Origin of the sequence: Salicola sp. Rm-C-2C1-2 (assembly GCF_040196175.1) — a bacterium.
In the GTDB taxonomy this organism is placed as follows: domain Bacteria; phylum Pseudomonadota; class Gammaproteobacteria; order Pseudomonadales; family Oleiphilaceae; genus Halospina.
On record NZ_JBEFNF010000013.1, the window covers coordinates 1 to 23,198 of the forward strand.

The following is a 23,198-nucleotide window of genomic DNA, read 5'->3' on the forward strand; positions in this document are numbered from 1 at the left end:
CTTGCGCTTTTTGTTCTGGTACTCGGCTTCGGCAAAGCTGATCTGGCTCATGGCGTGAGGACCTTCCCGATTGGTGGCTCTGGCGCTATTGTCGCAAAACCGGAGGGGCTTTTTCAGAGGTTCCCTAGCTGAGCGAGCAGGCGGTTATCGGTTGGTTCCTGAGGCGTAATGGTACGGGGCGACATGATGATCTCGTCTCGTGATGCAACTGTCTTCTGTCTATTGATTCCTTATACAATACATTTTTAGACAAAAAATAAGAAAATACGAGTGCGTCTCAGGCCGGAAACAGCAATTTCCGGCGCTGAGCGGACCGCATGGCGCTGACGCGAAGAGCCGCATCAGAGCGGAAAAGTGTCACCGGATTGAACCGGCGAAACGTCCGGTCACGCAACGCGTGACGCGGATCAGCTCGGGCTTGGCTCGTTATTGAGGTACGCCGCAATCTTATCTTTGAGCGCCACGCGCTTTTTGCGCGCGTCTTCCTCGGTGGGTGTCGCTACCGGTTCAACTTCTGTTTCCATCCGGTGAATGGTCCGGTTCACTTCATGGTATTCATCCATCAGCTCGGCGAAATGTGCGTCCGACTGTTTGAGCTCATGGATGCGATCGGTATGTTCGGGGAATTCTTCCGCCAGTTCGTGCGGTGTGTGACTCATAGGGTCTCCGTCTTATTGGGTGGATTGGCTTGGTAACGTTATAAGCACATTTTTCATTTTGCCATCACTGACGTTGGCTGTCGTTGCAGATTCTCAATATCGTTGGGCCTTGCAGCGTTATCGGGCCGTATTCCCAAGGCGAGTGAGCGGTTCTGGAATGGCGACCATCTCTACTCTAAACTTCTGGAGTATAAATGATGAGATATCAGACTATGGTGACGAAATCCCTTAAAATCCCGGGGCTATGGCTCCCGTGACTAATCGTTTTTCAAGCCGCCCTTCAGGGCGCTCGTTGCTCGCCCTGGTGGTGGCGTTTGTGCTGCTGGTTGGCGTTGGCGAGCTGGTGCTCAGGCAGTTCGACCTCAATAGGAGGGCGGAAGCCCAGAGTCGTTTGCTATCGCAACTGGTTGATGCTCGTGCACTGCTTGAGGCAGAGGTCAGCGAGGGCATCTACGTGACGATTGGGTTGGAAAGCTTCATAGAGAGCCAGAAAGGGGATCCTGATTTCAAACAGATTAAACTTTGGATGGCATCGCTTTTTGAGCAAACACGTCATCTGAGGAATATCGGAATCGCTCCGGATAACCAGATCACCGCTGTGTATCCGAAAGAAGGGAATGCCGACGCCATTGGCGTACATTATCGTGAGCTGCCTGATCAGTGGAGTGCGGTGCAGGAGGGGATGGAAAGCGGGAATCCAACATTGGTGGGCCCCATTAATCTGGTACAGGGCGGCAAAGGCCTCATTTACAGAACCCCGGTGGCCGTTGATGGCGAGTACTGGGGGGTTATCAGCACCGTTATGAAGTTTTCGTCGATTATTGAGGCCATTGATCGTTTCGGAGCTACGTATGCGGGTGAGTATCGCTTGGTGAAGGTAACCCCCAACGGCCCTGAAACCATTGCAGGCACGCACGTACCCGAGCCCAAGATCAGTGAGTCACTTGATATCAAGTTTCCCGGCGGTCTCCATTGGCGGATGACCATGAGCGAGCCGCTTTCGATCTGGCCACTATGGGGGATACGGGCGGTTGTATGGTCACTGGGTTTGATCGTTGCGGTGTTGATCTGGCAATGGTTGCGCTCGAGTCAGATCGCCCGTGAGGTGGAAGCCCGCAGTGTGCAGGAGAGAACGGAGTTCATCCACAGTGTCAGCCACGAGCTGCGTACCCCTTTGACCTCCATTCGAGGCGCTGTTGGGCTCCTTGAGCGTGAACATGCAAAGGACCCGAAAACCGCGCATCTACTCTCTGTAGCCAGCCGTAATCTGCAACGCCTTCAAAGATTGGTCGACGAGGTTCTGGATCTTGCGCGACTCGATGCCTCGCGAATGCAGCTAAGAATTGAATCGGTGAGGTTGCCCGAACTCGTTCATCAGGCCATTGAAAATAATGAGCACTACGCCAGCCAGCATGAGCTGACGCTGCTCACCCGGGTATCGCCCGGGGCTGAGGAGGCGTTGGTCGAAGTCGACAATGAGCGCTTTCTTCAGGTGATGGATAATCTTGTTTCCAACGCCATCAAGTTCTCGGACTCTGGGCAAACTATAGAAATTCAGGTTGAACGTAAAGGTGAGTGGTGCGAAGTGCGCGTTGCCGACAAAGGCGCGGGGATACCAGCCGCATTCAGGCGCCGTATATTCGATCGGTTTGCGCGGGCGGATAGCAGCGACAAACGGAGCAACCAGAGTGGTACGGGGTTGGGCCTGAGTATTGTGCGTGAACTGGTACTCGCCATGAACGGCGAAATTGATGTTCAATCGGAGGAAGGGGTGGGCACAATATTTACTGTCCGTTTCCCAACCCAACCGCAGCCTTAAAGTGGCCTTGTCTGTAATAGAGCCAATTGCAAATGGCTAATGGAGTCTTTATGTCGAACCAGAAGTGGCACCAGGGTCTTTCAGGCGCATTGGTGATTGGGTTTATGCTCACGATTTCAGGCTGCGACAACGGTCCAGCAGAGGAAAGCGAAGGCGCAGCAGCGCAGAGTTCTGAACAGGTTCCCATTCCGCCCCGGGTTGCAGGCGTTGAGGCCGACCTGATGCCGGCTTTTCACGAAATCCCCGCCGGGCCTGAGCGTAAAAAAGCCTTTTTTGACTATCTGGCGCCTATTGTGCGTGATGTTAACGAGGAAGTGGAGAAGCGTCGCGAAGCCCTTTATGCGCTTGAGGAGCAGCTTGCGAAGGGGCAATCCCTTGATCAGGACGCGCAGAACTGGCTTGCCCGGATGTCAGAGCGGTATCGGGTGAATGCGGACAAGCCTGCCCAGCAGGTGCCAGCTCTCAAGCGCCGGGTCGACATCATACCCGTCTCCCTGGCCCTGGCGCAGGGCGCGCTCGAGTCGGCCTGGGGCACCTCGCGCTTCGCCCGCCAGGGCAGGAATATCTTCGGCAAATGGTGTTTCACTAAGGGCTGCGGCATTGTACCTGCCCAGCGCCGCGCTGATGCTACCCACGAGGTCGCCCGCTACGACAATGCGGCCGAGGCCGTGCGCGACTATATGCACCATCTGAATAGCCATCCGGTCTATGAGCCCCTCAGAGAACGCCGGGCACAGGCGCGGAAAGAGGGGCGCCAGCCCGACGGAGCTCACCTTGCAGCGGGGCTTGAGAAATACTCTGCCAAGGGCGAAGGCTACATCAGGCTCATCCGCCGTATAATCAGTGCCAATGATCTGGGGAAACGCGATCAGCCCGAGAACGAGAACTGAACGCGCAGCCGGATACCAATGGGATGGATCGGTGAATCGACAGGCAGGGCACTGTCACCTAGATTGCATTAAAGGGACGCCGGACAGCGGGATTCAAGATGAAAAGCGATACTTCCAAGGAGCTGATGGCGCTTCATGAGCGCTACCGGAGACAATTGCCCGCTTATGCAGAGCAGCTGCGCTGCCTTTGGGATGGTATCCAAGAGGCTGGTGTTAATGGCATGGCGGAAAACTTGGGAGCGCTTGTTACCCTCGCGCACCGTCTCGCTGGTTCCGGTACCGTCTATGGCTTTCCTGATATTTCCGAGATGGCAAGCAGTGTTGAAAGTGCCTGTCAGACCGAGACAGGCTCACCGCCAAGTCCCTCTGTTGTCGAGGAGAAGCTCGGCGCCCTGATGGCCGCACTTGACTCGCACGCCTCTGTCTCTTCCGACGAAGAGCCGATCACAGGCGCTGATGACCGACCGGCTGAAAAGCTCGAACACCAGAAACCTACTGTCTTGCTGGTGGACGACGATACGGATTTTTTGTCTTACCTGACCAATCTGCTCCAGAGGCAGGGGTTCAGCGTTCAGTCTCTCAATGCCATCGAAAATTTTGCGGGGTTGGTGGCATACCACCAACCCCTTGCCGCTATTGTTGATATGGATTTTCTCGGTGAGCGGTATGCTGGTGCCCAGCATGTGATGGCATGGCGCGAGAGCGATGGTGAACCTCTGCCAGTCCTCTTTATATCGGCCTATGACTCCTTTGAAGTCCGATTGGCTGCCGTGCGGGCGGGGGGGAACCATTTCCTCAAAAAACCGCTTGTGGAATCCCGGTTGATCAGTCTGCTTTACTCGGAACTCAGCATTGGGCCTGATCATCCTTATCGAGTGCTGTTGGTTGATGATGACGAGGATCTTCTGGCTCTCTATCAGCAGATCCTTGCAAAAGCAGGGTATCAGGTGTCCAGCGCCAGCGACGCCAAGTCTGCTCTGGACCTGGTGCAGTGCGAGATGCCGGAGCTGGCGCTAATTGACGTCAATATGCCCAACTGTAACGGCATCGAGCTCGGTCAGTTGATCCGACAGCATGAGAAATTGTCTGACATGGCGATGCTTTTCATGTCGGCGGTCTCCGATACCGATGTTGAGCTTGCGTGTGCCCGACTCGCCAATGACGAATTCATCCATAAGCCGGTTGAGCCATGGCGGCTGCTGATGGTTGTCAAATCCCGCGTTGAGCGAACCCGACGGCTTCAGGCGCACGAGCCGAATCGTTTGGGCCTTGAGCCCGGGTTTAGTCCCAATCCGCTTACGGCGTTACCCATGCTTGGGGCGTTCAAGCAGGCGCTGGATGCCCAGATCAACCTTGAGGTCGCTGAGAACACACTAGCCATACTGAAAATTGATATCCGTGATTTCCATGAAGTCAACGAGCTGTATGGCCACTTTGCGGGAGACCAGACATTGCAGCGTCTTGCCTGGGATATCTCACGGTGCCTGAGCCGTAATGATATGCTGGCCCATGATGGTGCGGATGAATATCTATTGATGGTGCCCAATCTTGAACGCGGTGAAGAGGCGCTCGAACTTGCGGAAAAGATCCAGTCCGTTATTACAAGACCCAACAGGAACAGTGACGGCGATCTTATTCCGTTCACTGCTGACATTGGTATTGCGGTTTGGCCGCAGGACTGCTCGACATCACAAAAACTGCTGCAATGCGCCGATACAGCGCTATTCGAGGCACGTCGGTCATCGGCATCCGAGATCCGTTACTTTTCACCTTCCTTCCAGGTTGAACAGCAAACACGTTTTGCGCTGAAACAGGAGATCCGACAGGCGTTGGCAGATGACGATTTCGTCCCCGCCTACCAGCCCATCTTCTCGGTTGAAACAGGGCAGTTGCTTGGTTTTGAAGCACTGGCCCGCTGGCAGCACCCCGAGAAGGGCCTGCTGTTGCCCGGAGCCTTTATTGAGGCTATGGAGGACCAGAGGTTGATCTCGCAGTTGACCTGGAAAATGCTCAAGGCAGCTATTGGTAAACTGGCGCAATGGCAGAGCGACGGGAGGGAATGGTTCATCTCGGTTAATCTTTCGGCGCAGGATATCCAGAACCCGAACCTGCCAGATCAGCTTGCGGAACTGCTTGAAGCCCATGGGACTGAGCCTGGACGCCTGATTCTCGAAATCACGGAGAGCATGCTGCTGGAGGATTGGCCACTGGCACTCCAGACCATTACAGCGCTTGAGCGTCTCGGGGTTGAATTGGCGCTGGATGACTTTGGCACCGGTTATTCCTCATTGAATTACCTCAACCGCATCAAGGCCTCTAAGCTTAAGATTGACCGAAGCTTCATTCGGAGCTGGGCACTGGATGGCGACGACCGCCTGATGCGGGGAATCGTGCAACTCAGCCATAGTTTGGGAATGGGTGTGGTGGCTGAAGGCGTAGAAGAACGTAGTGAGTTGGCTATGCTGAGCGAGCTGGAGTGCAGCAGTTACCAAGGGTTTCTAGCAAGTCAGCCGCTTCTGGAGGAAGAGTTCCCGGCTCAGCAGTGGTTCCGGTAGCGCGCTCAGGGACCAATAAAGCCTTGACCGAACAACCGCCTCACGCGCAGCCAGCCGGTACGATCCTGGACATCCTTGACGCCAGTGAGCAGGGGTTATCGAGCCAGGAGGCCAGACGTCGAGATCAGTAATACGGCCCGAACCAACTTCCCAGCCGTCAACAACAGGGGCCAGTCGACCGTTTCCTCAGCCAGTTTCGGGACGCTTTGGTGTATGTGCTAATCGCCGCCGCCGCGACCACGGCTATATTAGACCAGTGGGTTGATACGGCAGCAATCAATGAGCCTATTGTCTCCATGCCAGCCTGGTATTGGGCGGTTCTCATTCCACTGGCACTTACTGTCGTGCCTATTGTGGAGCTGGAGAATCGTTTACTTGAACGGTGACCGGGCTCCGGATGGTGACGGTCAATCCAAGCGGTTGATCTATATGTTGTATCGCAAGCCGTCGTTCGCACCTTCCCGGGTGGCGCGCATGAACCCTTCCCATTGATCTATGGCCAGAGTCGTCGAACAATGGGCGGCATTCATCCAAAGACTGGTTGGCACTATGCTTAATTTCCTGCCCAAGCCCCTGATCGGCGTATTGAACTCCCTGTTGCTCGCCGTGAACACGGTCTTTTGGTGCGTGCTGCTCTATATTCCGATGCTGTTAAAACTGATCATCCCCGTACGCGCGTGGCGGGTAGTCTGCACTCGGCTCATCATCTGGATTTCGCAGTGCTGGGTGGCCTGCAATACGGGGTGGATGCGCCTTACCCATCGCACTACCTGGGATGTTTCCGGGATGGAGGGGCTCAGCCGGGAAGGCTGGTACCTGGTGATGTGCAACCACCAAAGCTGGGTGGATATTTTTGCCCTTCAGCACATCTTCAATCGGCGGATTCCGTTCCTCAAGTTTTTCCTTAAACAGGAGCTTATCTGGGTGCCGGTGATCGGGCTGGCCTGGTGGGGGCTCGATTTTCCGTTCATGAAGCGCTATTCCCCGGAATATCTGAAAAAACACCCGGAGAAACGCGGCGAAGACATGGAGGCGACCCGGCGAGCCTGCCAGAAATTCCAGTATACCCCGGTCAGCGTGATGAATTTCCCGGAAGGCACCCGTTTCACCCCGGAGAAACACGCCGGCCAGAAATCCCCCTATAAGCACTTACTACGCCCCAAAGCCGGCGGCACTGCCTTCGTTCTAGAAGCCATGGGGGATACACTTTCCACCCTTCTCAACATCACTATTGCCTACCCCAACGGGCGCCCCGGGCTATGGGATTTCATGTGCGGGCGGGTAACCCACATTGTTATCCGTGTTGAGAAGGTGACGATTCCAGATCATCTGCTGGGAGGTCGTTACAGTGATAACACCGAACACCGCCAGCAGGTTAAGCAGTGGCAGGAAGAGCTCTGGGAACGCAAGGACCGGCTGCTTGATGAGCTGAAATCCGGGGCGGATTGATCTATCCAGTACCTTGAGCTACCGCCATCACCTCCGTCGCGGTCCTGTCGGTGATCTCCGGCCAGGTGAGGCGCGAGAGCACGTGGCACAGGCCGTGGGTTCGCTCATCAGGCTCTGGCGACGAAGGAAGGGTGGATCTGGGTCAGGGGATGTTGAGTTATGGAACTGGTTGATAACCGGCTTTCTGTAGACCAACTGAGGGGGTTGATCCGCCCCACTGATTCTGGACACCGCGTTAAGCGAGTACAATCCGCTTATGAGGTGATCCAAGATGAGCAAGCAAAAGCGCAACCGCTATTCCGATGAGTTCAAGGCTGAAGCGTTGAAGCTCGCCGAAAGAACCAGTGTTGCCAGCGCCGCCCGCGAACTGGGTGTCCATGAATCGCAGATTGATCCGTTGCCATGCTCCAGAAACTCGATGTCCTCTTCGGTACCGCGAAAGTGGAACAGATAGTATTCACAAACCGGTTGTGGGACGTAATCCCCTTCCGGGTTGGTGACACACAGGGAGACGTATTCAATGTTGGATGTCTCCAGGTACCAGACCATTAGAGTCGCGTATACAGTCAGAACTATTGCGATCAGCGAGATGGCGATCTTTTTCATGTCACTCGCTGTCGCGTGCTTGAACCAGCGCTTGGCAGCCTTTTTCCCGAATTTCTTAAGGATCTTCCGGACGTTGGGCCTGGGGCTCAGCAAGGACTTGAAAAGGATCTCGATGGTTTCCTGATCATCGAGGATCAGCTCGTCGTCGCTGAATTGCTTCAGATGAACTCGTTGTGCCATGAATCTTCCCTAATTGCTGTTGGATGGCTGGTGATTCCACACCACAGGCCGGTTTTGGTTTGCATCATCAGGAGGGCGGCGAATGAGCAATCGGGCGCAGACGACTGGATATGCGGTATTGAGGGGGAGTGGGGGATTGCTTTCCATGCTTTACCTTCCTTGATGCTAAAGTCCTCATCCAGGTACTTCAGTGTACCCAGTGGTGCAAAAAGCCATCCAACCCGGAAATCGTTGTCAAACCTTCTTCGGGGCTACCAAAAAGCGGATGGTCGCCGAACGCATTTCATGACCGTGGGAAGCAATATGACCATCAATATCGTCGGCGTTGACTGCGCCTCCGATCCCAGGAATGTCGGCTACGCCTTCGGCACCTTCTCGGAGGAGGGAACCGTCGTCGAGAAAGCGGCGCTGGGGAGTAACGATCTGCCACCGGCGCAGGCGATTGCGGATTGGCTTTCCAACCGGAGCGGGCCGACTCTGCTTGCGATGGATGCACCATTGGGCTGGCCCGAACCAATGGCGCAGTCGCTGGTGAATCATAATGCTGGCGATTCACTGGCTGGCAGCGCCAATTACCTGTTCCGAAGAGAAACAGACCGGTTCATCCGCGAACGAATTGGTAAACAGTCCCTGGATGTGGGTGCTGACCGAATTGCCCGGACCGCGCATGCCGCGCTTGAGCTATTGGAGTCGCTGCGCCATTTACTGCAGCGGCCGATCACATTGGCTTGGCAGCCGGGGTTCGAGGGACTGCGCGCCATCGAAGTCTATCCCGCCGCAACCCTTGTGGCTCACGGGATAGAAAGCACGGGGTACAAGGCCGTCAAAGGCCAGGAGGCGCGAGAGCGTGTGGCTCACGCCGTTGGTTCCCTCATCAGGATCGATGAGCCCATTCCGGCCATGGACAGCAAGTCAGATGCATTAGATGCGGTGATCTGCCTGCTTGCGGCTCACGACTTTCTGCGGGGAGAGGCCATGGGGCCGGAGGATCAGGCTTCGGCCACCAAGGAAGGCTGGATATGGGTTAAAGAGTGTTGAGGCCAGTAGCTGTCTGGTTTTTGCAGCTGCAATGGTAACGCTTTAGGTGCCGAGTCGGTTGGTAACTACCAAGGATTTCTTGGCAGTTCGCTGGTGAGGCATGGCAAGACACCAGAGGTAGGTAGGAGCTGGCCCTCGTGTGCGCTGTTCACGCCTCCCAGAGACGTCCATAATCCCCAAAGTCCCGGATTGACCCTAGTAGAGTTCAACATGCCTGCTGATGGAATAAGAACCTTTGGAGAGCTTCAGGTGCTGGGGGAGTTCAAGGGGACGCTGGAGCGATGACAGCGGTTACGCTGAGCGCTCCAGTGTCGTTAGTTTTAGCTCATAACCACAGGCATGTGCATAGCGGGTGTGAGCATTTTGCGGATTTGGTGGTCCTTATTGATTGTTGCGTGATGCGCAACATGCTAATATCTCTTTATGATTAAATCATTCCGCCACAAGGGACTGAAGCGGTTTTATATGACCGGCAGCACGGCTGGAATACAAGCCGATCATGCGAAAAAGCTGCGTATGCAACTTGCCGCTCTTGATACCGCCACGTCAGTGGAAGATATGGACATTCCGGGTTTTCGCCTTCATCCATTGAAGGGGAAGGATAAAGGACGGTGGTCGATCTGGGTTAACGGCAATTGGCGAATGACGTTTGAGTTCCGGGACGGTAACGCTTACGTACTTGATTATGAGGATTATCACTAATGGCTATGCATAATCCGCCCCATCCCGGGGAATTCATCCAGGAAGTCTATCTGGAGCCTTTCGGCATCAGCTCTCGCCAGCTTTCCTCCAGCCTTGGTGTATCGCCTTCAACGCTGTCCCGGCTGTTGAAAAAAGATAGCGGAGTCAGTCCCGAGATGGCATTGCGGCTATCAAAAGTTCTCGGTCGCAGCCCGGAAAGCTGGCTGGCGATGCAGGACATGTATGATCTCTGGATGGCGCGAAATACAGTGAATCTGGATGACATTCATCCGCTGGATTTTGACGCAGCCTAAATGGGCAACGCCGAACTGCAGCGCAGCTTCGGTGCTTAACGCTCCAGCGTTGCCAGCTTTAATTCATAACCACAGGCATGCGCATAGCGGGTGAGCATCTTCCAGCTCGGGTTGCTCCGTCCGTGCTCCAGCCTGCTGACGTTGGACTTCTGCGTACCCATGCGTTCGGCAAGCTCCTGCTGGGTCAGGCCCGCGCTATTACGCATGGAAAGGAGTTGGTCGATCAGCTCAAATTCCGGAGCCAGCTTGTCGTACTCGGCCTTCACATTGTCGTCCTGAAGGGCCTCCTTCTTAAGCGTATCGAGGCTCATCGTTTTTTCACCTCCTTCATGCGCTCCCGCGCGAGCTTTATGTCCTTAGCAGGTATTTTCTGATCCTTCTTCATGAATTTATGGAGAACCACTGCTCCGCTCAAAGAAAGTGCTTGCAGAACGTATAAATGAAGCCGAGCACTACGGTGAGCGCTACCAGCAGGATATAAAGCCAGCTGAATCCGATCTGAAAGACGTTCGCCTCGCTTTTGAAATCAATACTCCCGTAGGTCCGAATTGTGGGACCCATAGGGTTTACGTCCGGGTTACGGCGTGTGGCACGTTCCTCAAGCTTTTTCCAGTCCATGTTCATGACGATGAAAAGAGCATATCCACCAGGACGTATGAGATATGTCCCCAATGGCCCCATGTAGAAATCAATCGACTCGCGATGCTGGATCATCGGGTCAAAATGGCGACCGAGTAGCGGGTAAGCCAGAGCCATCATCGGGATCAGTGGCAGCATGGCAATCGGAATCAGATATCCCAGAATCAGGCTGTCACAGGGATTCGAGGCAAAAATCATAGAGCTATCCTATTTCAGGAGGGCTTCAGCCGTATCGTCGAACAAATCACGGGCTATCAGATCAGTGTTGTAGGCTGTAAGTGCGCCAATGCTGGTTAAAGTGATCAGTAGTACAAGCCCGCTCGGCCCCAGAACCAAGGTAAGCCCAAACGCAGCTCCTCGAACGACGATAGAAGTGACAAGCCCGGAAACTGCAAAGGTTGCTGCTTCTTTGGCGAGGGTATAGTCCTTGTTGTCGCTATACGCGACCCGATAGCCTCTAGCTACAAGATCAAGTCCAAAAGCCCCTTTGCCCAGTATCCGCGTTGCCCCCAGACCGATATTAAGCCTCTGTGTCTCGGGCAGGGAACTTATAGGGCTACCACTGGTATTGAAGGAGGCCTCAACCCCGCCAGCGAAACTCCGGAAAGGATTGTGCACCCAACTTTTGTAGCGGGAATTCTGGGCCATTGTCTCCAGTTCCGCCGCAAAGCGACCGTTGAGATCCTTAAAGGCTCGCTGAGCCGCCTCTCTTGCCTTGGCACGCTTGGCAGCTGGTGTATGTTTACTGAGCAGGTAGGTATTAAGGGCATCCTCGTAACGGGCCAGCGATTTGCCGAACTCGTCCAGTCGGCTTTTTGCGCCGGAAACCGCACCACCTGTCAGCCCCAGGCCTATAGACAGTGAATCCTTATGTTTCTGAACCCACCGCTCGGCTGCCATAACAACGCTGAGCGCCTCTGGTCCAGCCGTGTTGGTAAGCTCAACCAGCTTGCGGTAATTCTCCGGGCCAAGCCGCCTCTGAAGCCGGTCCAGGTCCTTGCTCAAGCGCTCGCATTCGGTTTCCTCTTTTTCGCTCACCCGGGTTCCGTCCGGAGTCACGATCAGCGCTGGCATCTTGGTAGTGCCATTACTGAGCTTGCGCGAGTTGTTCCGTTCGAGGTTTTCCTGCAGTTGCCGGGTTACTTACTACGCGTTCCCGCAGAATGCCAGAAGCAATCCGAAAACCGCGCCGACCATCAGTGACGAGATATAGAGGATGCTAAAGAGAAGCTGGAGCCATGAAGCCTGCTTACGATAGTCGACATGACCATATGTGCGGACATAGAGCTCCCCAAGATCGGCCCCTCTGGTCTCGAGACTTCTGCGTCGTTCTCTGGCCTTTTCCCAATCAACATTCGCAACAATCAATAGGGTATAACCAATTGGGCGCACGATGTATTTGCCCAGGGGCCCCATCCAGAAATCCGGGAAAGCCGGGTCTACGATCATAGGATCGAATTGCCTGCCTATGATTGGGTAGCTGAGGATCATGCAGGGAACAATGGGAGCACCTACTATGAGTGCCAGGGTTTCGAAGAGTTCGCTATTACAGATATTGATCCAATCCACGGGAAGAGCCTGTTAATCCGCTAATGGGGCTGCTGCTTGGTCAAAGATGAAGCGACCCAGAGTATCTCCGGCGTAAGCGGCGACACCACTGATAGCGGCAATGCTGACCAGAAGAACCAAACCGCCCGGGGCCAGGAAAAGAGTAAGTGTGATCGTCGTGCCGTATGCGAAAGCCGTGGCCATACCAGCTGAAGTTGCAAAGCTGAAAGTCTCTTTCGCCAGCGTATAGTCCCGGTTGTCGCTATAGGCTACCCGCGCGGCCCTTCCGAAGAGGTCTAGAGCAAAGGCGCCTTTTCCCAGAATACGAGTTGCTGCGAGAGCTTTGTCGAGTCGCTGTGTTTCGGGTAGTGAACTAATTGGGCTACCGCTGCTTTGGATCGAAGATTCGACGCCACCTGCGAAGCTCCGGAACGGGTTGTGAACCCAAGAACTGTAACGGGCATTCCGAGCCATTGTTTCCAGTTCCGCCGCAAAGCGCCCGTTGAGATCCTTAAAGGCTCGCTGAGCCGCCTCCCTTGCCTTGGCACGCTTGGCAGCTGGTGTATGTTTACTGAGCAGGTAGGTATTAAGGGCATCTTCGTAACGGGCCAGCGATTTGCCGAACTCGTCCAGTCGGCTTTTTGCGCCGGAAACCGCACCACCTGTCAGCCCCAGGCCCATAGACAGTGAATCCTTATGCTTCTGAACCCACCGCTCGGCTGCCATAACAACGCTGAGCGCCTCCGGCCCGGCCGTGTTGGTAAGCTCAACCAGCTTGCGGTAATTCTCCGGCCCAAGCCGTCTCTGGAGCCGGTCCAGGTCCTTGCTCAGGCGTTCGCATTCGGTTTCCTCTTTTTCGCTTACCCGGGTTCCATCCGGCGTCACAATCAGTGCAGGCAACCTGGTCGTGCCATTGCTGAGCTTGGTCGGATTGTTCCGTTCGAGGTTTTCCTGAAGTTGCCGGGTGGTCTCGTCGTCGGTGCTCCGGAGGTGGCGCTCCGCCAGCCGGCGACTACTCATTCCGCAGGGGGCGCTTACTACATGAGGCATGATGGGTTCACTCCTTGATTCGTCTCGTCCATGGCACTGCCGTCTTCCCTGTTTCCGTGACGGCAGGTGCATAATCCAAATCCGGCTTTACCGTGTCAAGTGAACGCCTTCCCGCCATGGCCTTTTATGATCCCCATTGCGCTGTTGTCTGCTACGCTGAATCAAGGCCAGTTTGCAAGGCAGGGTACGCAACCGCTGCATTGCACAGTGACCTGAGAACCACCAAACAGGGACAAGCAGCCATGATCGACCTGCCGGATTGCGTTACCCGTGGCGAAGTCGCCCGCCTCATCCCCGTCACCGCCGACTCCAACAAGGAGCAACGCGCCGCCTCAATCCTGCTGGCCGCGTTCCGGGGTGTGCATGAATTCCAGAAGACCATGCTCAACTCCCTGGGCATACGCGTGGGTAAGAAGGCGAAGGTGGAGGCGTGGACGGAGGTGGTCTTCCAGTCCGACCCCAAGGTGCCCAAGCAGGAGCGGCCAGACGGGTTGCTGGTGCTGGACACGGGCAAGAAGCAATGGCGGGCGCTGATTGAAGCCAAGATTGGCAACGCCGAGGTGGGGGAGGAGCAGCTCAAGCAGTACCTGCAGATCGCCAAGGAGAACAAGCTGGACGCCGTCATCACCATCTCCAACCAGTTTGTCGCGCTGCCGACCCATCACCCCATCAAGCTCCCCAAGAAATACCTGAAGAACGTCGAGCTCTATCACTGGTCCTGGATGTACGCGCTCACCCAGGCGACCCTGCTGCTGGAGCAGGAAGGCGTTGAATCCGATGACCAGCAATTCGTGCTGCAAGAGGTCCAGCGTTACCTCAGTCACGACTCCAGCGGCATCTCCAACTTCGACCGCATGAACCCGGAATGGAAAGACCTGGTCGGGCACGTGAAGAGTGGGGCATCGCTGGGCAAGAACTCCGAGGACGTGATCAACACTGTCTCTTGCTGGCACCAGGAACAGCGCGACCTCTGCCTGATCATGAGCCGCAAGCTGGGCCAGAACGTCGGCCTCAAGCTCTCACGCGCGCACCACACCGACCCGCAGGCACGGCTCAAGGACGACTGCGAGACGCTGGTGAACGAGCAGGTCCTGCGCTGCGTGCTGGACGTGCCCCACGCCGCCACGGACATCGAGGTGGTCGCCAACCTCACCAAGCGCACCATCTCCTGCTCCATGAAGCTGGGCGCTCCCAAGGACAAGAAACGCACATCGGCCCGGGTCAACTGGCTGACGCGACAGCTCACCAAGGCCGAAACCAATGACATGTACGTGAAAGCCTTCCGCACCGGCAACGCCGAGGAAACCCAGGCGCCGCTGGAAACACTGATGAACGACGCCAACGCCCTGGATTCCGACACCACCAACGTCGTGCCCTCGAAGTTTGAAGTCTTCTACATGGTCGACCTGGCCGGACGCTTCGCAGGGAACAAGGTGTTCATTGATGAACTGGAAGCGGCGGTGCCGCGATTCTATAAGCAGGTAGGGCAGAGGCTCCGGGCCTGGGTGGCGCCGCCGCCTAAGATTAATCGGCGGGATCCGGTTGAAAAGGGTGAGGATGACCGGTCCGATGAAGATCAAGATGCGGCTGCGGAGTAGGTGTGACAACTCCTAAGGATTTCTTGGCAGTTGGCCGGTAAGGCATGGCAACATTCCTCAGGGAGCTCGGAGCTGTTCCCTTTTCCGCACTTTGGGCCGTCGATCTACAAAGTAATCAAAGAGGCTATGGATGGTGAGTTTTTCGGATTACGTGGTTTATGTGGATGAGAGTGGGGATCACGGCCTTCAGTCGATTGATCCGAATTACCCGGTTTTCGTGCTCGCTTTCTGTGTCTTCGAGAAAACCTCCTACATCGAGCATCTTGTGCCGGAACTCCAGAAGTTCAAGTTCAGGCATTTCGGGCACGATCAGGTCATCCTTCATGAGACGGATATTCGAAAGGACCGGCATGATTTCGCGTTTTTGAAGGACAAAGCACAGAAGCAAGCATTCATGGATGAACTGACTGGTCTGGTGCAGGAAGCGCCCTTTGCGCTGATATCGTCCGTCATCCGCAAGGCTGACTACTGGCAGCGGTACCCGGAGCCCGGTAACCCTTATCATGTCGCGCTCACCTTTGGGCTTGAGCGCATTTATTACTATCTGCGCAGGCATGGGCAGTCAGGAGCACGAACGCATATTGTCGTGGAGAAAAGGGGGAAGCGGGAGGATGACGAGCTGGAGTTGGAGTTCAGGCGAATCTGCGATGGCGCCAATTATCGCCAGAGGGAGCTGCCGTTCGAACTCGTTTTTGCTGACAAGAAAAGCAACTCCGCCGGTTTGCAGTTAGCGGATCTTGTTGCCAGACCCATAGGACTGCATGTGTTGCGTCCGGAAAAACAGAACCGTGCCTTTGAGGTATTGCAGGAGAAATTTTATCGAAGTGGAAATGGCAACCGCGAAGGTTGGGGTTTGAAAATACATCCCTGAAAAACAAAAGGCCCCGGTGATTCCACCGAGGCCCCTTGTCGACCGGGCATCCCCAGTCCTTTCCAAACAGTATGGGGTTTAAACAGGTTGTTTGCAAACGACAAGTGGCAAGCCCCCGAATGGAGTTGAGTTGTAGTAATCCAGACTTCATCTGACAGTTACCGGTTTTCTGAAGGTGTCTGTCGGTCAAGTCTGGATTACTACACGTAAGCTGATCGCATCCGGTTGGTCCGGTGTCAAGAATCAGCGGGATGGGTTATTGCTCTCGCTCAAGCTGCGACTCAATCTCGGAAAGATCCTGCTCCGGATTCCGTTCTTTAATCACCGCCAGCAGTTCATGCGCCGTGAGACCTTTGTTTTGACCCTCCACCGCAGGATCCGCCCCCTTATTCAGGAGAAACTCCGCCAGCCGGGGCTCATTGAACAGGACGGCCTCCTGCAATGGGGTATAACCGCTTCGAGGGGAGTGACCGTTGATCTTCGCACCTTCATTGAAAGCCAGCTCCATGATCTCCTGAGCGCTGTCAGGGTGCGTTGGGTAAGCGCCGATCGCCAGGAAAAGAACGCCTTGAGCATCGTCGCTTTCTTCCGCACTGGTGAGCTGGTGCTCAAGATACCAATGGCAAGCGAATTGCGGGATGCGTGTCCCGCTGTCACCGATGGCGCAGGACGCATTGGTGTCAGGGCTGCTGGCCTGCAGGACATAGAAACTGAGGCCCGAATAGCCAAGAAGGGCAACAAAGAGCAGGCCGGCGAGTGAAAATAGCCATTTACGCATCAATACCCCCAAGCCTTTGCCATGGCAGGACGTTTCGCATAAGCGCGACATTGGGGGTTAACGGTCACAACGCCAGCTGGCGACCTTCTCTTCCAGAAGCTTGTCGACCTGGGAGTGATAGGGGAGGTTTTCTTCGTGCAGCTCGTAGGCGAACCGGACCTCACCGATTTCCAGATACTCCCGCATGCATCGAAGAGCGTCCTCGCCGCCCCAGGATGTTTCAGTACAGTAGCCCCACTTCCTGTAATCACCATCGTCTTTCTGAAGAACTTCCCGCAGTTGCCAGGGCTCCCGTTGGGGTTCGCTCAGAATCAGTTTCGGGATGGAAGCAAGCGGTTTCGACTGCTTGGGCTTATCGACTTCCAGGTTGTTTTGGGCCGGTGACAGCTTGACGTAGATCGATTGGAATCTCGGATTATCCTCAGCAACGTAGAGCTTTTCATGATAGCCGGGGATCTCTGTGCCAACTTCCTCCTCATCTATTCGGAAGTTAATACCGAATCCGTCGGAAGTGTCGAAATTGCTGTCGCCATTTTCGCCCTCGGAAGGCAGTTGAACGGCATACTCCTCGGGGATGCAGAGGTCGGTTTGCCCAACTCTAACGGTGCCGTTCTTTGGTCCCCCTGCCTGGGCGACCATCCAGATTCCCGCAATAAAGACTGGAATGGCTATGAGAGCCTTAAAGCTGGATTGTTTCGTCAGCATTCCCTGTCTCCGAATCATCTAACCGTCTCTCCTATGGCGCCACATCGCAGTCGTGGCAATAGAGGTGGCCGTACATTTCCAGTTCCCAACTGTTTGGAATCGCCTGAACCCATGTCCCGCCATAGTAATCCGGCGGAATATTGAATTGGTCAAATGCCTGATGGTGATATTCAGCCATCTGTTTAAGGCTCAGAAGGCCTGGCACTTTGCCCAGCTTCTTCCTGTAGTCGATCTGGACCGCTCGGCGATGCTGTTTTGCAACCTGAACACCCACCTCCTCGATTTTTTCGCGCATATTGCCCGTGAACCCGGCTTTCTGTAGCCCAACTGAGAGGTTAGCCACTGTGCTGCGGGCCATGAATTCCCAATATGCGTACCCCCTGTGATTCCAATAGTCTTTGCTGCCTTGGGCAACTGCTTTTTTAAGGGCCTCCATATCCTTGCACCAAAGGGCATAACCGATGCGTGCGACAGGGTCTTCTTTTTTCAAGCGGCTCAACCAGAAGCGTGCCAGGTATTCTCGTCGGCGCTGCGGGCTGGCATCCGCTTCCTTGATGAATCTGTGTTCCTGGAGGGAAATGGCCAGATCGGTCATAGGTCAGATCTCCTTATCTGTATTCGGGCAGGATGTTCCAAGACGTCCATGTTTTGGTTGAAGGTTACTGAGGGCTCCTGACACTGTCAATATTCACTACCAGGCGTTGGCTGACCATCAGGTATCTCTTGGGCTCTCCTTTAGCCTTCTATTGTCCCCATCCCCAAAAACTCTGCTACGCTCAAGGAAAGCACCACCCGCCGCAAACCCGACTACCCCCGGGGCAGCCGTTGCGCGCGCAGGATGCAGGATCACCAACAAGGACAACGCGCAATGAACACGCAGCCGGAGTGCGTGAGTCGCGGTAATTCGACTTCCTTCATGAGCCGCAAGCTGGGCCAGAACGTCGGCCTCAAGCTCTCACGCGCGCACCGCACCGACCCGCAGGCACGGCTCAAGGACGACTGCGAGACGCTGGTGAACGAGCAGGTCCTGCGCTGCGTGCTGGACGTGCCCCACGCCGCCACGGACATCGAGGTGGTCGCCAACCTCACCAAGCGCACCATCTCCTGCTCCATGAAGCTGGGCGCTCCCAAGGACAAGAAACGCACATCGGCCCGGGTCAACTGGCTGACGCGACAGCTCACCAAGGCCGAAACCAATGACATGTACGTGAAAGCCTTCCGCACCGGCAACGCCGAGGAAACCCAGGCGCCGCTGGAAACACTGATGAACGACGCCAACGCCCTGGATTCCGCCACCACCAACGTCGTGCCGTCGAAGTTCGAAGTCTTCTACATGGTCGACTTGGCCGGACGCTTCGTCGGGAACAAGGTGTTCATTGATGAACTGGAAGCGGCGGTGCCGCGATTCTATGAGCAGGTAGGGCAGAGGCTCCGGGCCTGGGTGGCGCCGCCGCCTAAGATTAATCGGAAGGATCCGGTTGAAAAAGATAATGACGAAGGGCTTGGTGAAGACCAGGATCTGGCTGCGGAGTAGCGTGTTATTGACACTAGCAGTTTGACAGAAAGGGTCTATGAATAGCGTTAATGTCAAGAGTCCAGTTGAGTGGAGAGATTTAATCTTGAGGTTGGCAGCAGCGGAATGAAGGTCGAATGCCCTTCTTGTTCAGAAACAGCAGAGTTTGAAAAAGACGTGTTCTGCAGCCACCGTGAAAAGCCTCTCAAAAGATGCACGGACGTTTGCGTTGAAGCCTTTATTTTCGGTTTTTCTGCTGTTGTTCTAACAGCAGGCGGACTCTGGGGCGGACCTCCCCACTTTAGTTCTTCGTTCGGGAAAACAAGGATCGCGCTTTCCGCGCCTGCGGCCGTGTCACTTCCTGAACTATCTGAGCAACAAGCCGATGAGCATCCCATGGCGCCTGTAATATCCATTGTCGCCTCGGTGGTATGAAGCAGCTGTGTGCATCGGGCGGAGCGGCCCCATCATACTGTTCTAACGTCTTGAATTTCTGCTACGCTCCAACAAAGGCTATCGCCTAGGCCCAGTCCAGGACCCATAAGAAATTCCGGCCAAGCCGGGCAACATTGTCACTCGCAACGGGATGTGAGATACAGCAGAACAGGGACCAGAAGCGATGATCGACCTGCCCGATAGCGGCACCCGTGGCGAGCCTGCCCGCCTAATCCCAGCAACTACGGACTCCAATAAGGAAGAATGTGCCCTCTACCTTAATATGCGCCGCAAGCTCGGTCAGAATTCGAGTCTAAAGCTCTCCAAGAGCTACTGCATCGATTCTCACACCTTGTTGACGGATGCCTCCAAAGCCCTGGTTGATGACACCAACGCCTTGGATTCCGACACCTCCAAATTAGGCGTTCCGAAGTTCGAGGTTTCTACATGGTTGACTCAGCTGAGCACTTTAATGGGAACCGAGTGTTTAATGATCAAATTCGAACAGCGGTGTCGTCCGCTATGAGCAGGTAGAGCAAAGGTTCCAGGCAATCGGGTGGCTCAGTCGTTTAAGATTAATCCATAAGGTTCAGTTAATAATCAAGACCCCCAAATGTCTATTCCTTTTAGCAAATATATTTAATGAATTTTAAATTTTTAGAGATCGCGTCATGAATGAAATAAACTTTACTAAAGGCGTTAATAACAAACCTGTAGCGAGTAACGAACTACAAGAAATCCTATCTAAAGTTAATGACATTTCAGGTGAATGTTTCTTCGGCTATCCACTGGTCGCAACGCCTGAGGGCAGTTACTCAATTGATGCATCTATTATAAGTCCGGAGAAAGGAATTATTCTTTTTGATTTGGTTGAGGGTACAGAGATAGGAGATTATAAATCACGCCAAGATGACCTCATAAATTATGTAGAATCAAAACTAAAAGTGCACCGTGAACTGGTTGTGAAACGCCAGCTTATCCCTGCGCTTGAAGTTGTGACTTTCGCACCTGCAATAAACAATATTGAAGATGTAGGTGATGACTACTATTTGGCGAATTGTTCAAATTTAAGAGAAATTTTAAATGAAATTGAGTGGGAGAGCGCTGATCCGGAGATCTATAAGTTAACGCTTTCCGCAATGGAAAGTTTGTCTTCAATAAGGAAAAGTAGGTCTAAAAGAGAAGCTAGAGATCCAGAATCGCGGGGAGCAAAACTCAAAAATCTAGAGGACTCTATCGCGACCCTAGATCATAGGCAAAACAAAGCCGTCATTGAAATCGTTGAGGATGTTCAAAGAATACGAGGACTTGCGGGGTCTGGTAAGACAATTGTATTGGCGCTTAAAGCGGCTTATATTCATACTCAATATCCAAATTGGAGACTAGCAGTAACTTTTCAGACCAGGTCTCTCAAAGGTCAGTTTAAAAGGCTTATAAATAATTTTTGTATTGAGCAGAGCGGTGAAGAACCTGACTGGACGAAAGTACGAATTTTAAATGCTTGGGGGGCGCCGGGAGGAGATGAAAGAGACGGTTTGTATTATGAATTTTGCCGGACGACTGGACAAAATTTCTTTGATTTTAGGAGCGCAAGTAAACAATTTGGTGGAAATGACAAAGCATTTGATGGGGCCTGCGAGACAGCACTAGCTGCCGTCTCAGATTATCCTGATTTATACGACGTTCTGCTTGTAGATGAGGCCCAAGATTTTGACCCTAGTTTTCTAAGGTTGTGTTACGCAATGCTGGGTAACCCAAAGAGGCTTATCTATGCGTATGACGAACTTCAGAATCTTTCTGGTAAATCGGTTCCCCCGCCTGAGGAGATTTTTGGAAAGGACGATCACGGAAATCCTATTGTTTCTTTAGGGCTGGATAATAGACGTGATGTTATTCTAGAGAAATGTTACAGGAATTCTAGGCCTATTTTGGTGGCTGCCCACGCATTAGGGTTTGGAATTTATCGTAGTCCCAAAGCTAATTCCGAGCTGGGATTGGTCCAGATGTTTGATGAGCCAGGATTATGGAATGAAATTGGATATGAAACTTCTTCGGGAAGCCTCGATAAAGGAAAAGATGTGGTTCTTAGTAGAAGTTCAAGAACTAGTCCAGAGTTCTTGGAAAATCACTCAGAGGATTCAGACATATTTTATGTAGATAAATTTGAGTGTGAAGATGATCAAAATGAATGGCTAGTAAACCAGATTGAAAAGAACATAAATGAAGATGAGCTTCGACATGATGATATTATAGTAATACATCCTGACCCGATTTCAGCGCGGAAAAAACTTGGGCCGATCCGGAAGATGCTGTTTGAGAGAAATATTCAAAGTCATCTGGCAGGCGTTGATACAATGGCAGATGTCTTTTTTCAAACGGAATCACCCTCGATCACGTTTACAGGGATATATCGCGCGAAAGGGAATGAAGCTGGAATGGTGTATGTCATCAATTCTCAAGATTGCGAGACGTCAGGGGTTGGCCTAGCTAGCCTAAGGAACCGTTTGTTCACTGCAATCACGAGAAGTAAAGCATGGATTAGGGTGGTTGGATACGGGGATAATATGGATGACCTCATTGCAGAATCCAGAAAACTTTTCCATGAAAATTTCAGTTTGAATTTTAAGTATCCAACAGATAAAGAGTTGGAGAAACTTAGGGTGGTTCACCGTGATCTTTCGCCTGACGAAAAAGCTCGTCTAGACAGTAAAAAGAAAGGTTTCGAGGAAGCGATCCAGAGTATTGGATCAGGCGAGCTAGAGGTTGATGACTTAGAAGACGCTCTAAGTCAGCTGGATGAGGCGCAAAAGAAGAAATTTCTTGAGGCCCTTAGAGGGAAAGATGAATAATTCTGTCAAGCCCTACGATGTAAAAAGAGAGGTTGATCAGGTTATTGGTATCATGATCGAGCTTGGTTTAGTGGATGATCAGAATTTTCCGTCATTGAAAAACATCAACGAAGATGAGTGCGAAATTTCGTTTAATGGAGCTGAATACGTTAGCTTTGCGTTAAGTGAAGTTGAGTACGATGCTATTTATAATGAGTTTAGGGGAAACCGATCGTATGCCGCGAGATTTATAGATGGTGGGCTTCTCCAGATTATGTATATCTTGGGTAAAGAAGGCGTAATTAAACATCGATTAGCATTTTACCCCTCCCCAGATCTGCGTTCCTTTCAGGACGATCCAGGATTGTATTTAAAAGACCAGTTGTATTTGGATGTGGTTTCTAGGCGGATCATCCCGTTTCCTTTGAGGTTTGACTACGATGAAATTTCGGCGTCGGATTTGGTGCATCCGAGATGTCATTTGACTTTGGGTGACGCAAAAGGTTGTCGAATTCCTGTGTCCGCGCCAATCTCTCCATTTCTGTTTGTAGATTTCGTATTACGAAACTTCTATGAAATTGAAGATTATAAATTTGCCGATAAGGTGCCCAATTCGGGGATTTGTTTCAGTAAAAGTATTACAGAAAATGAGGAAAATTTGGTTCATGTGCGTGTGCCATAGCGATGACATGAAGCGCATTTTGAGGGTTTACATATTCCTACGATAAGCCCCTCCTGTCCGATAAAACACCTCCGAAACCTCCCCCAACGAACAATGCTTAACCGCCTCCATCAACACCTCAAAGGTGTTCCCCCGTTTGGCGGCCACCTGTTGTAGCTGCTCCAGCCAGTGGTCGCGCTTGCCTTCGTGGATGCCCTGGAACGCACGGAGCTGGTCGATCTGCTGGTGCTTCTCCCTATGCGTCAAGGTAGTTGTCGCCTGATGATTTCAGAGGACAACCATGCCCCATTATTCACCGGAACGTAAGGAAGCCATCCTGCAGAAGATGGCGCCACCGCGCAGCTTGACTGTGGCCGAGTT

Annotated in this window: 24 protein-coding genes and 2 pseudogenes; 16 read left to right on the forward strand and 10 right to left on the reverse strand. The window is 53.4% G+C overall.

Annotation, left to right across the window (positions count from 1 at the left end; translation table 11 throughout):
• Positions 1 to 407: 407 nt before the first annotated feature.
• The gene (locus tag AAF659_RS14835) at positions 408 to 659 is read right to left on the reverse strand and encodes an HP1242/YdcH family protein (protein ID WP_349752565.1); all 252 of its coding nucleotides are present in this window, start codon (positions 657 to 659) and stop codon (positions 408 to 410) included.
• Positions 660 to 912: 253 nt separating this feature from the next.
• Here AAF659_RS14835 and AAF659_RS14840 point away from each other — a divergent pair, with 253 nt between their 5' ends.
• From AAF659_RS14840 to AAF659_RS14875, 9 genes and pseudogenes are all read left to right on the forward strand, one after another.
• Positions 913 to 2,478 (forward strand): sensor histidine kinase, encoded by a 1,566-nt coding sequence (locus AAF659_RS14840; RefSeq protein WP_349752566.1) that lies wholly within the window; start codon positions 913 to 915, stop codon positions 2,476 to 2,478.
• 50 nt (positions 2,479 to 2,528) lie between these two features.
• Positions 2,529 to 3,368, forward strand: coding sequence for a glucosaminidase domain-containing protein (locus AAF659_RS14845; protein WP_349752567.1), 840 nt, complete (start codon positions 2,529 to 2,531; stop codon positions 3,366 to 3,368).
• A 98-nt stretch (positions 3,369 to 3,466) separates the two neighbouring features.
• On the forward strand, positions 3,467 to 5,923 hold the full coding sequence (locus tag AAF659_RS14850; protein ID WP_349752568.1) for an EAL domain-containing protein: 2,457 nt from the start codon (positions 3,467 to 3,469) through the stop codon (positions 5,921 to 5,923).
• 143 nt (positions 5,924 to 6,066) lie between these two features.
• Positions 6,067 to 6,309: pseudogene (locus AAF659_RS15175) on the forward strand (cation-transporting P-type ATPase); the annotation flags it as partial.
• Positions 6,310 to 6,472: 163 nt separating this feature from the next.
• Entirely contained in the window at positions 6,473 to 7,372 is a 900-nt protein-coding gene (gene yihG / locus AAF659_RS14855; protein WP_349752569.1) for a 1-acylglycerol-3-phosphate O-acyltransferase, YihG family, read from the forward strand.
• A gap of 271 nt (positions 7,373 to 7,643) precedes the next feature.
• Positions 7,644 to 7,763: pseudogene (locus AAF659_RS14860) on the forward strand (transposase); the annotation flags it as partial.
• Between the two features lie 698 nt (positions 7,764 to 8,461).
• On the forward strand, positions 8,462 to 9,196 hold the full coding sequence (locus AAF659_RS14865) for a DUF429 domain-containing protein (RefSeq protein ID WP_349752587.1): 735 nt from the start codon (positions 8,462 to 8,464) through the stop codon (positions 9,194 to 9,196).
• Positions 9,197 to 9,619: 423 nt separating this feature from the next.
• Positions 9,620 to 9,898, forward strand: coding sequence for a type II toxin-antitoxin system RelE/ParE family toxin (locus AAF659_RS14870; RefSeq protein ID WP_349752570.1), 279 nt, complete (start codon positions 9,620 to 9,622; stop codon positions 9,896 to 9,898).
• Positions 9,898 to 10,191: a HigA family addiction module antitoxin gene (locus tag AAF659_RS14875; RefSeq protein WP_349752571.1), complete on the forward strand. Its 294-nt coding sequence runs from the start codon at positions 9,898 to 9,900 to the stop codon at positions 10,189 to 10,191. Before AAF659_RS14870 ends, AAF659_RS14875 begins: the two co-directional genes overlap by 1 nt.
• 35 nt (positions 10,192 to 10,226) lie before the next feature.
• On the opposite strand, the gene AAF659_RS14880 is transcribed toward AAF659_RS14875, so the two are convergent.
• From AAF659_RS14880 to AAF659_RS14900, 6 genes are all read right to left on the reverse strand, one after another.
• A complete protein-coding gene (locus tag AAF659_RS14880; protein ID WP_349752572.1) occupies positions 10,227 to 10,502 on the reverse strand; it encodes a helix-turn-helix domain-containing protein in 276 nt (91 codons plus the stop codon).
• Entirely contained in the window at positions 10,499 to 10,594 is a 96-nt protein-coding gene (locus AAF659_RS15180) for a type II toxin-antitoxin system RelE/ParE family toxin (RefSeq protein ID WP_353653835.1), read from the reverse strand. Before AAF659_RS15180 ends, AAF659_RS14880 begins: the two co-directional genes overlap by 4 nt.
• Positions 10,595 to 10,602: 8 nt before the next feature.
• Complete coding sequence (locus AAF659_RS14885; RefSeq protein WP_349752573.1) at positions 10,603 to 11,028, reverse strand: hypothetical protein; 426 nt, start codon at positions 11,026 to 11,028, stop codon at positions 10,603 to 10,605.
• 9 nt (positions 11,029 to 11,037) lie between these two features.
• Positions 11,038 to 11,904, reverse strand: a complete 867-nt coding sequence (locus AAF659_RS14890) for a hypothetical protein (protein ID WP_349752574.1) — start codon at positions 11,902 to 11,904, stop codon at positions 11,038 to 11,040.
• Between the two features lie 72 nt (positions 11,905 to 11,976).
• Positions 11,977 to 12,399, reverse strand: coding sequence for a hypothetical protein (locus AAF659_RS14895; protein ID WP_349752575.1), 423 nt, complete (start codon positions 12,397 to 12,399; stop codon positions 11,977 to 11,979).
• A gap of 12 nt (positions 12,400 to 12,411) precedes the next feature.
• Entirely contained in the window at positions 12,412 to 13,428 is a 1,017-nt protein-coding gene (locus AAF659_RS14900; protein ID WP_349752576.1) for a hypothetical protein, read from the reverse strand.
• Between the two features lie 242 nt (positions 13,429 to 13,670).
• Between AAF659_RS14900 and AAF659_RS14905 the strand changes: the two genes are divergently transcribed.
• Positions 13,671 to 15,026, forward strand: a complete 1,356-nt coding sequence (locus AAF659_RS14905; RefSeq protein ID WP_349752577.1) for a hypothetical protein — start codon at positions 13,671 to 13,673, stop codon at positions 15,024 to 15,026.
• 160 nt (positions 15,027 to 15,186) lie between these two features.
• Positions 15,187 to 15,897, forward strand: coding sequence for a DUF3800 domain-containing protein (locus tag AAF659_RS14910; RefSeq protein ID WP_349752578.1), 711 nt, complete (start codon positions 15,187 to 15,189; stop codon positions 15,895 to 15,897).
• Positions 15,898 to 16,153: 256 nt separating this feature from the next.
• Here AAF659_RS14910 and AAF659_RS14915 read toward each other — a convergent pair whose 3' ends face one another.
• The 3 genes from AAF659_RS14915 to AAF659_RS14925 are packed head-to-tail and all read right to left on the reverse strand — an operon-like array spanning position 16,154 to position 17,975.
• Positions 16,154 to 16,675, reverse strand: a complete 522-nt coding sequence (locus tag AAF659_RS14915; RefSeq protein ID WP_349752579.1) for an ankyrin repeat domain-containing protein — start codon at positions 16,673 to 16,675, stop codon at positions 16,154 to 16,156.
• A 57-nt stretch (positions 16,676 to 16,732) separates the two neighbouring features.
• Positions 16,733 to 17,380 carry a hypothetical protein gene (locus AAF659_RS14920; RefSeq protein WP_349752580.1) on the reverse strand — a complete coding sequence of 216 codons (648 nt, stop codon included), beginning with the start codon at positions 17,378 to 17,380 and terminating at the stop codon, positions 16,733 to 16,735.
• 31 nt (positions 17,381 to 17,411) lie between these two features.
• Positions 17,412 to 17,975 (reverse strand): hypothetical protein, encoded by a 564-nt coding sequence (locus AAF659_RS14925; protein WP_349752581.1) that lies wholly within the window; start codon positions 17,973 to 17,975, stop codon positions 17,412 to 17,414.
• 273 nt (positions 17,976 to 18,248) lie between these two features.
• Between AAF659_RS14925 and AAF659_RS14930 the strand changes: the two genes are divergently transcribed.
• The 5 genes from AAF659_RS14930 to AAF659_RS14950 all read left to right on the forward strand — a co-directional run bounded on the left by AAF659_RS14930 (position 18,249) and on the right by AAF659_RS14950 (position 22,838).
• Positions 18,249 to 18,914 (forward strand): hypothetical protein, encoded by a 666-nt coding sequence (locus AAF659_RS14930; RefSeq protein ID WP_349752582.1) that lies wholly within the window; start codon positions 18,249 to 18,251, stop codon positions 18,912 to 18,914.
• A gap of 69 nt (positions 18,915 to 18,983) precedes the next feature.
• Positions 18,984 to 19,328, forward strand: coding sequence for a hypothetical protein (locus AAF659_RS14935; protein ID WP_349752583.1), 345 nt, complete (start codon positions 18,984 to 18,986; stop codon positions 19,326 to 19,328).
• 184 nt (positions 19,329 to 19,512) lie between these two features.
• On the forward strand, positions 19,513 to 19,854 hold the full coding sequence (locus AAF659_RS14940) for a hypothetical protein (protein ID WP_349752584.1): 342 nt from the start codon (positions 19,513 to 19,515) through the stop codon (positions 19,852 to 19,854).
• Positions 19,855 to 19,999: 145 nt separating this feature from the next.
• Complete coding sequence (locus AAF659_RS14945) at positions 20,000 to 22,177, forward strand: DEAD/DEAH box helicase (protein WP_349752585.1); 2,178 nt, start codon at positions 20,000 to 20,002, stop codon at positions 22,175 to 22,177.
• Positions 22,170 to 22,838 carry a DUF2290 domain-containing protein gene (locus AAF659_RS14950; RefSeq protein WP_349752586.1) on the forward strand — a complete coding sequence of 223 codons (669 nt, stop codon included), beginning with the start codon at positions 22,170 to 22,172 and terminating at the stop codon, positions 22,836 to 22,838. The genes AAF659_RS14945 and AAF659_RS14950 overlap by 8 nt, the downstream gene beginning before the upstream one ends.
• The last annotated feature ends 360 nt before the right edge of the window (positions 22,839 to 23,198 follow it).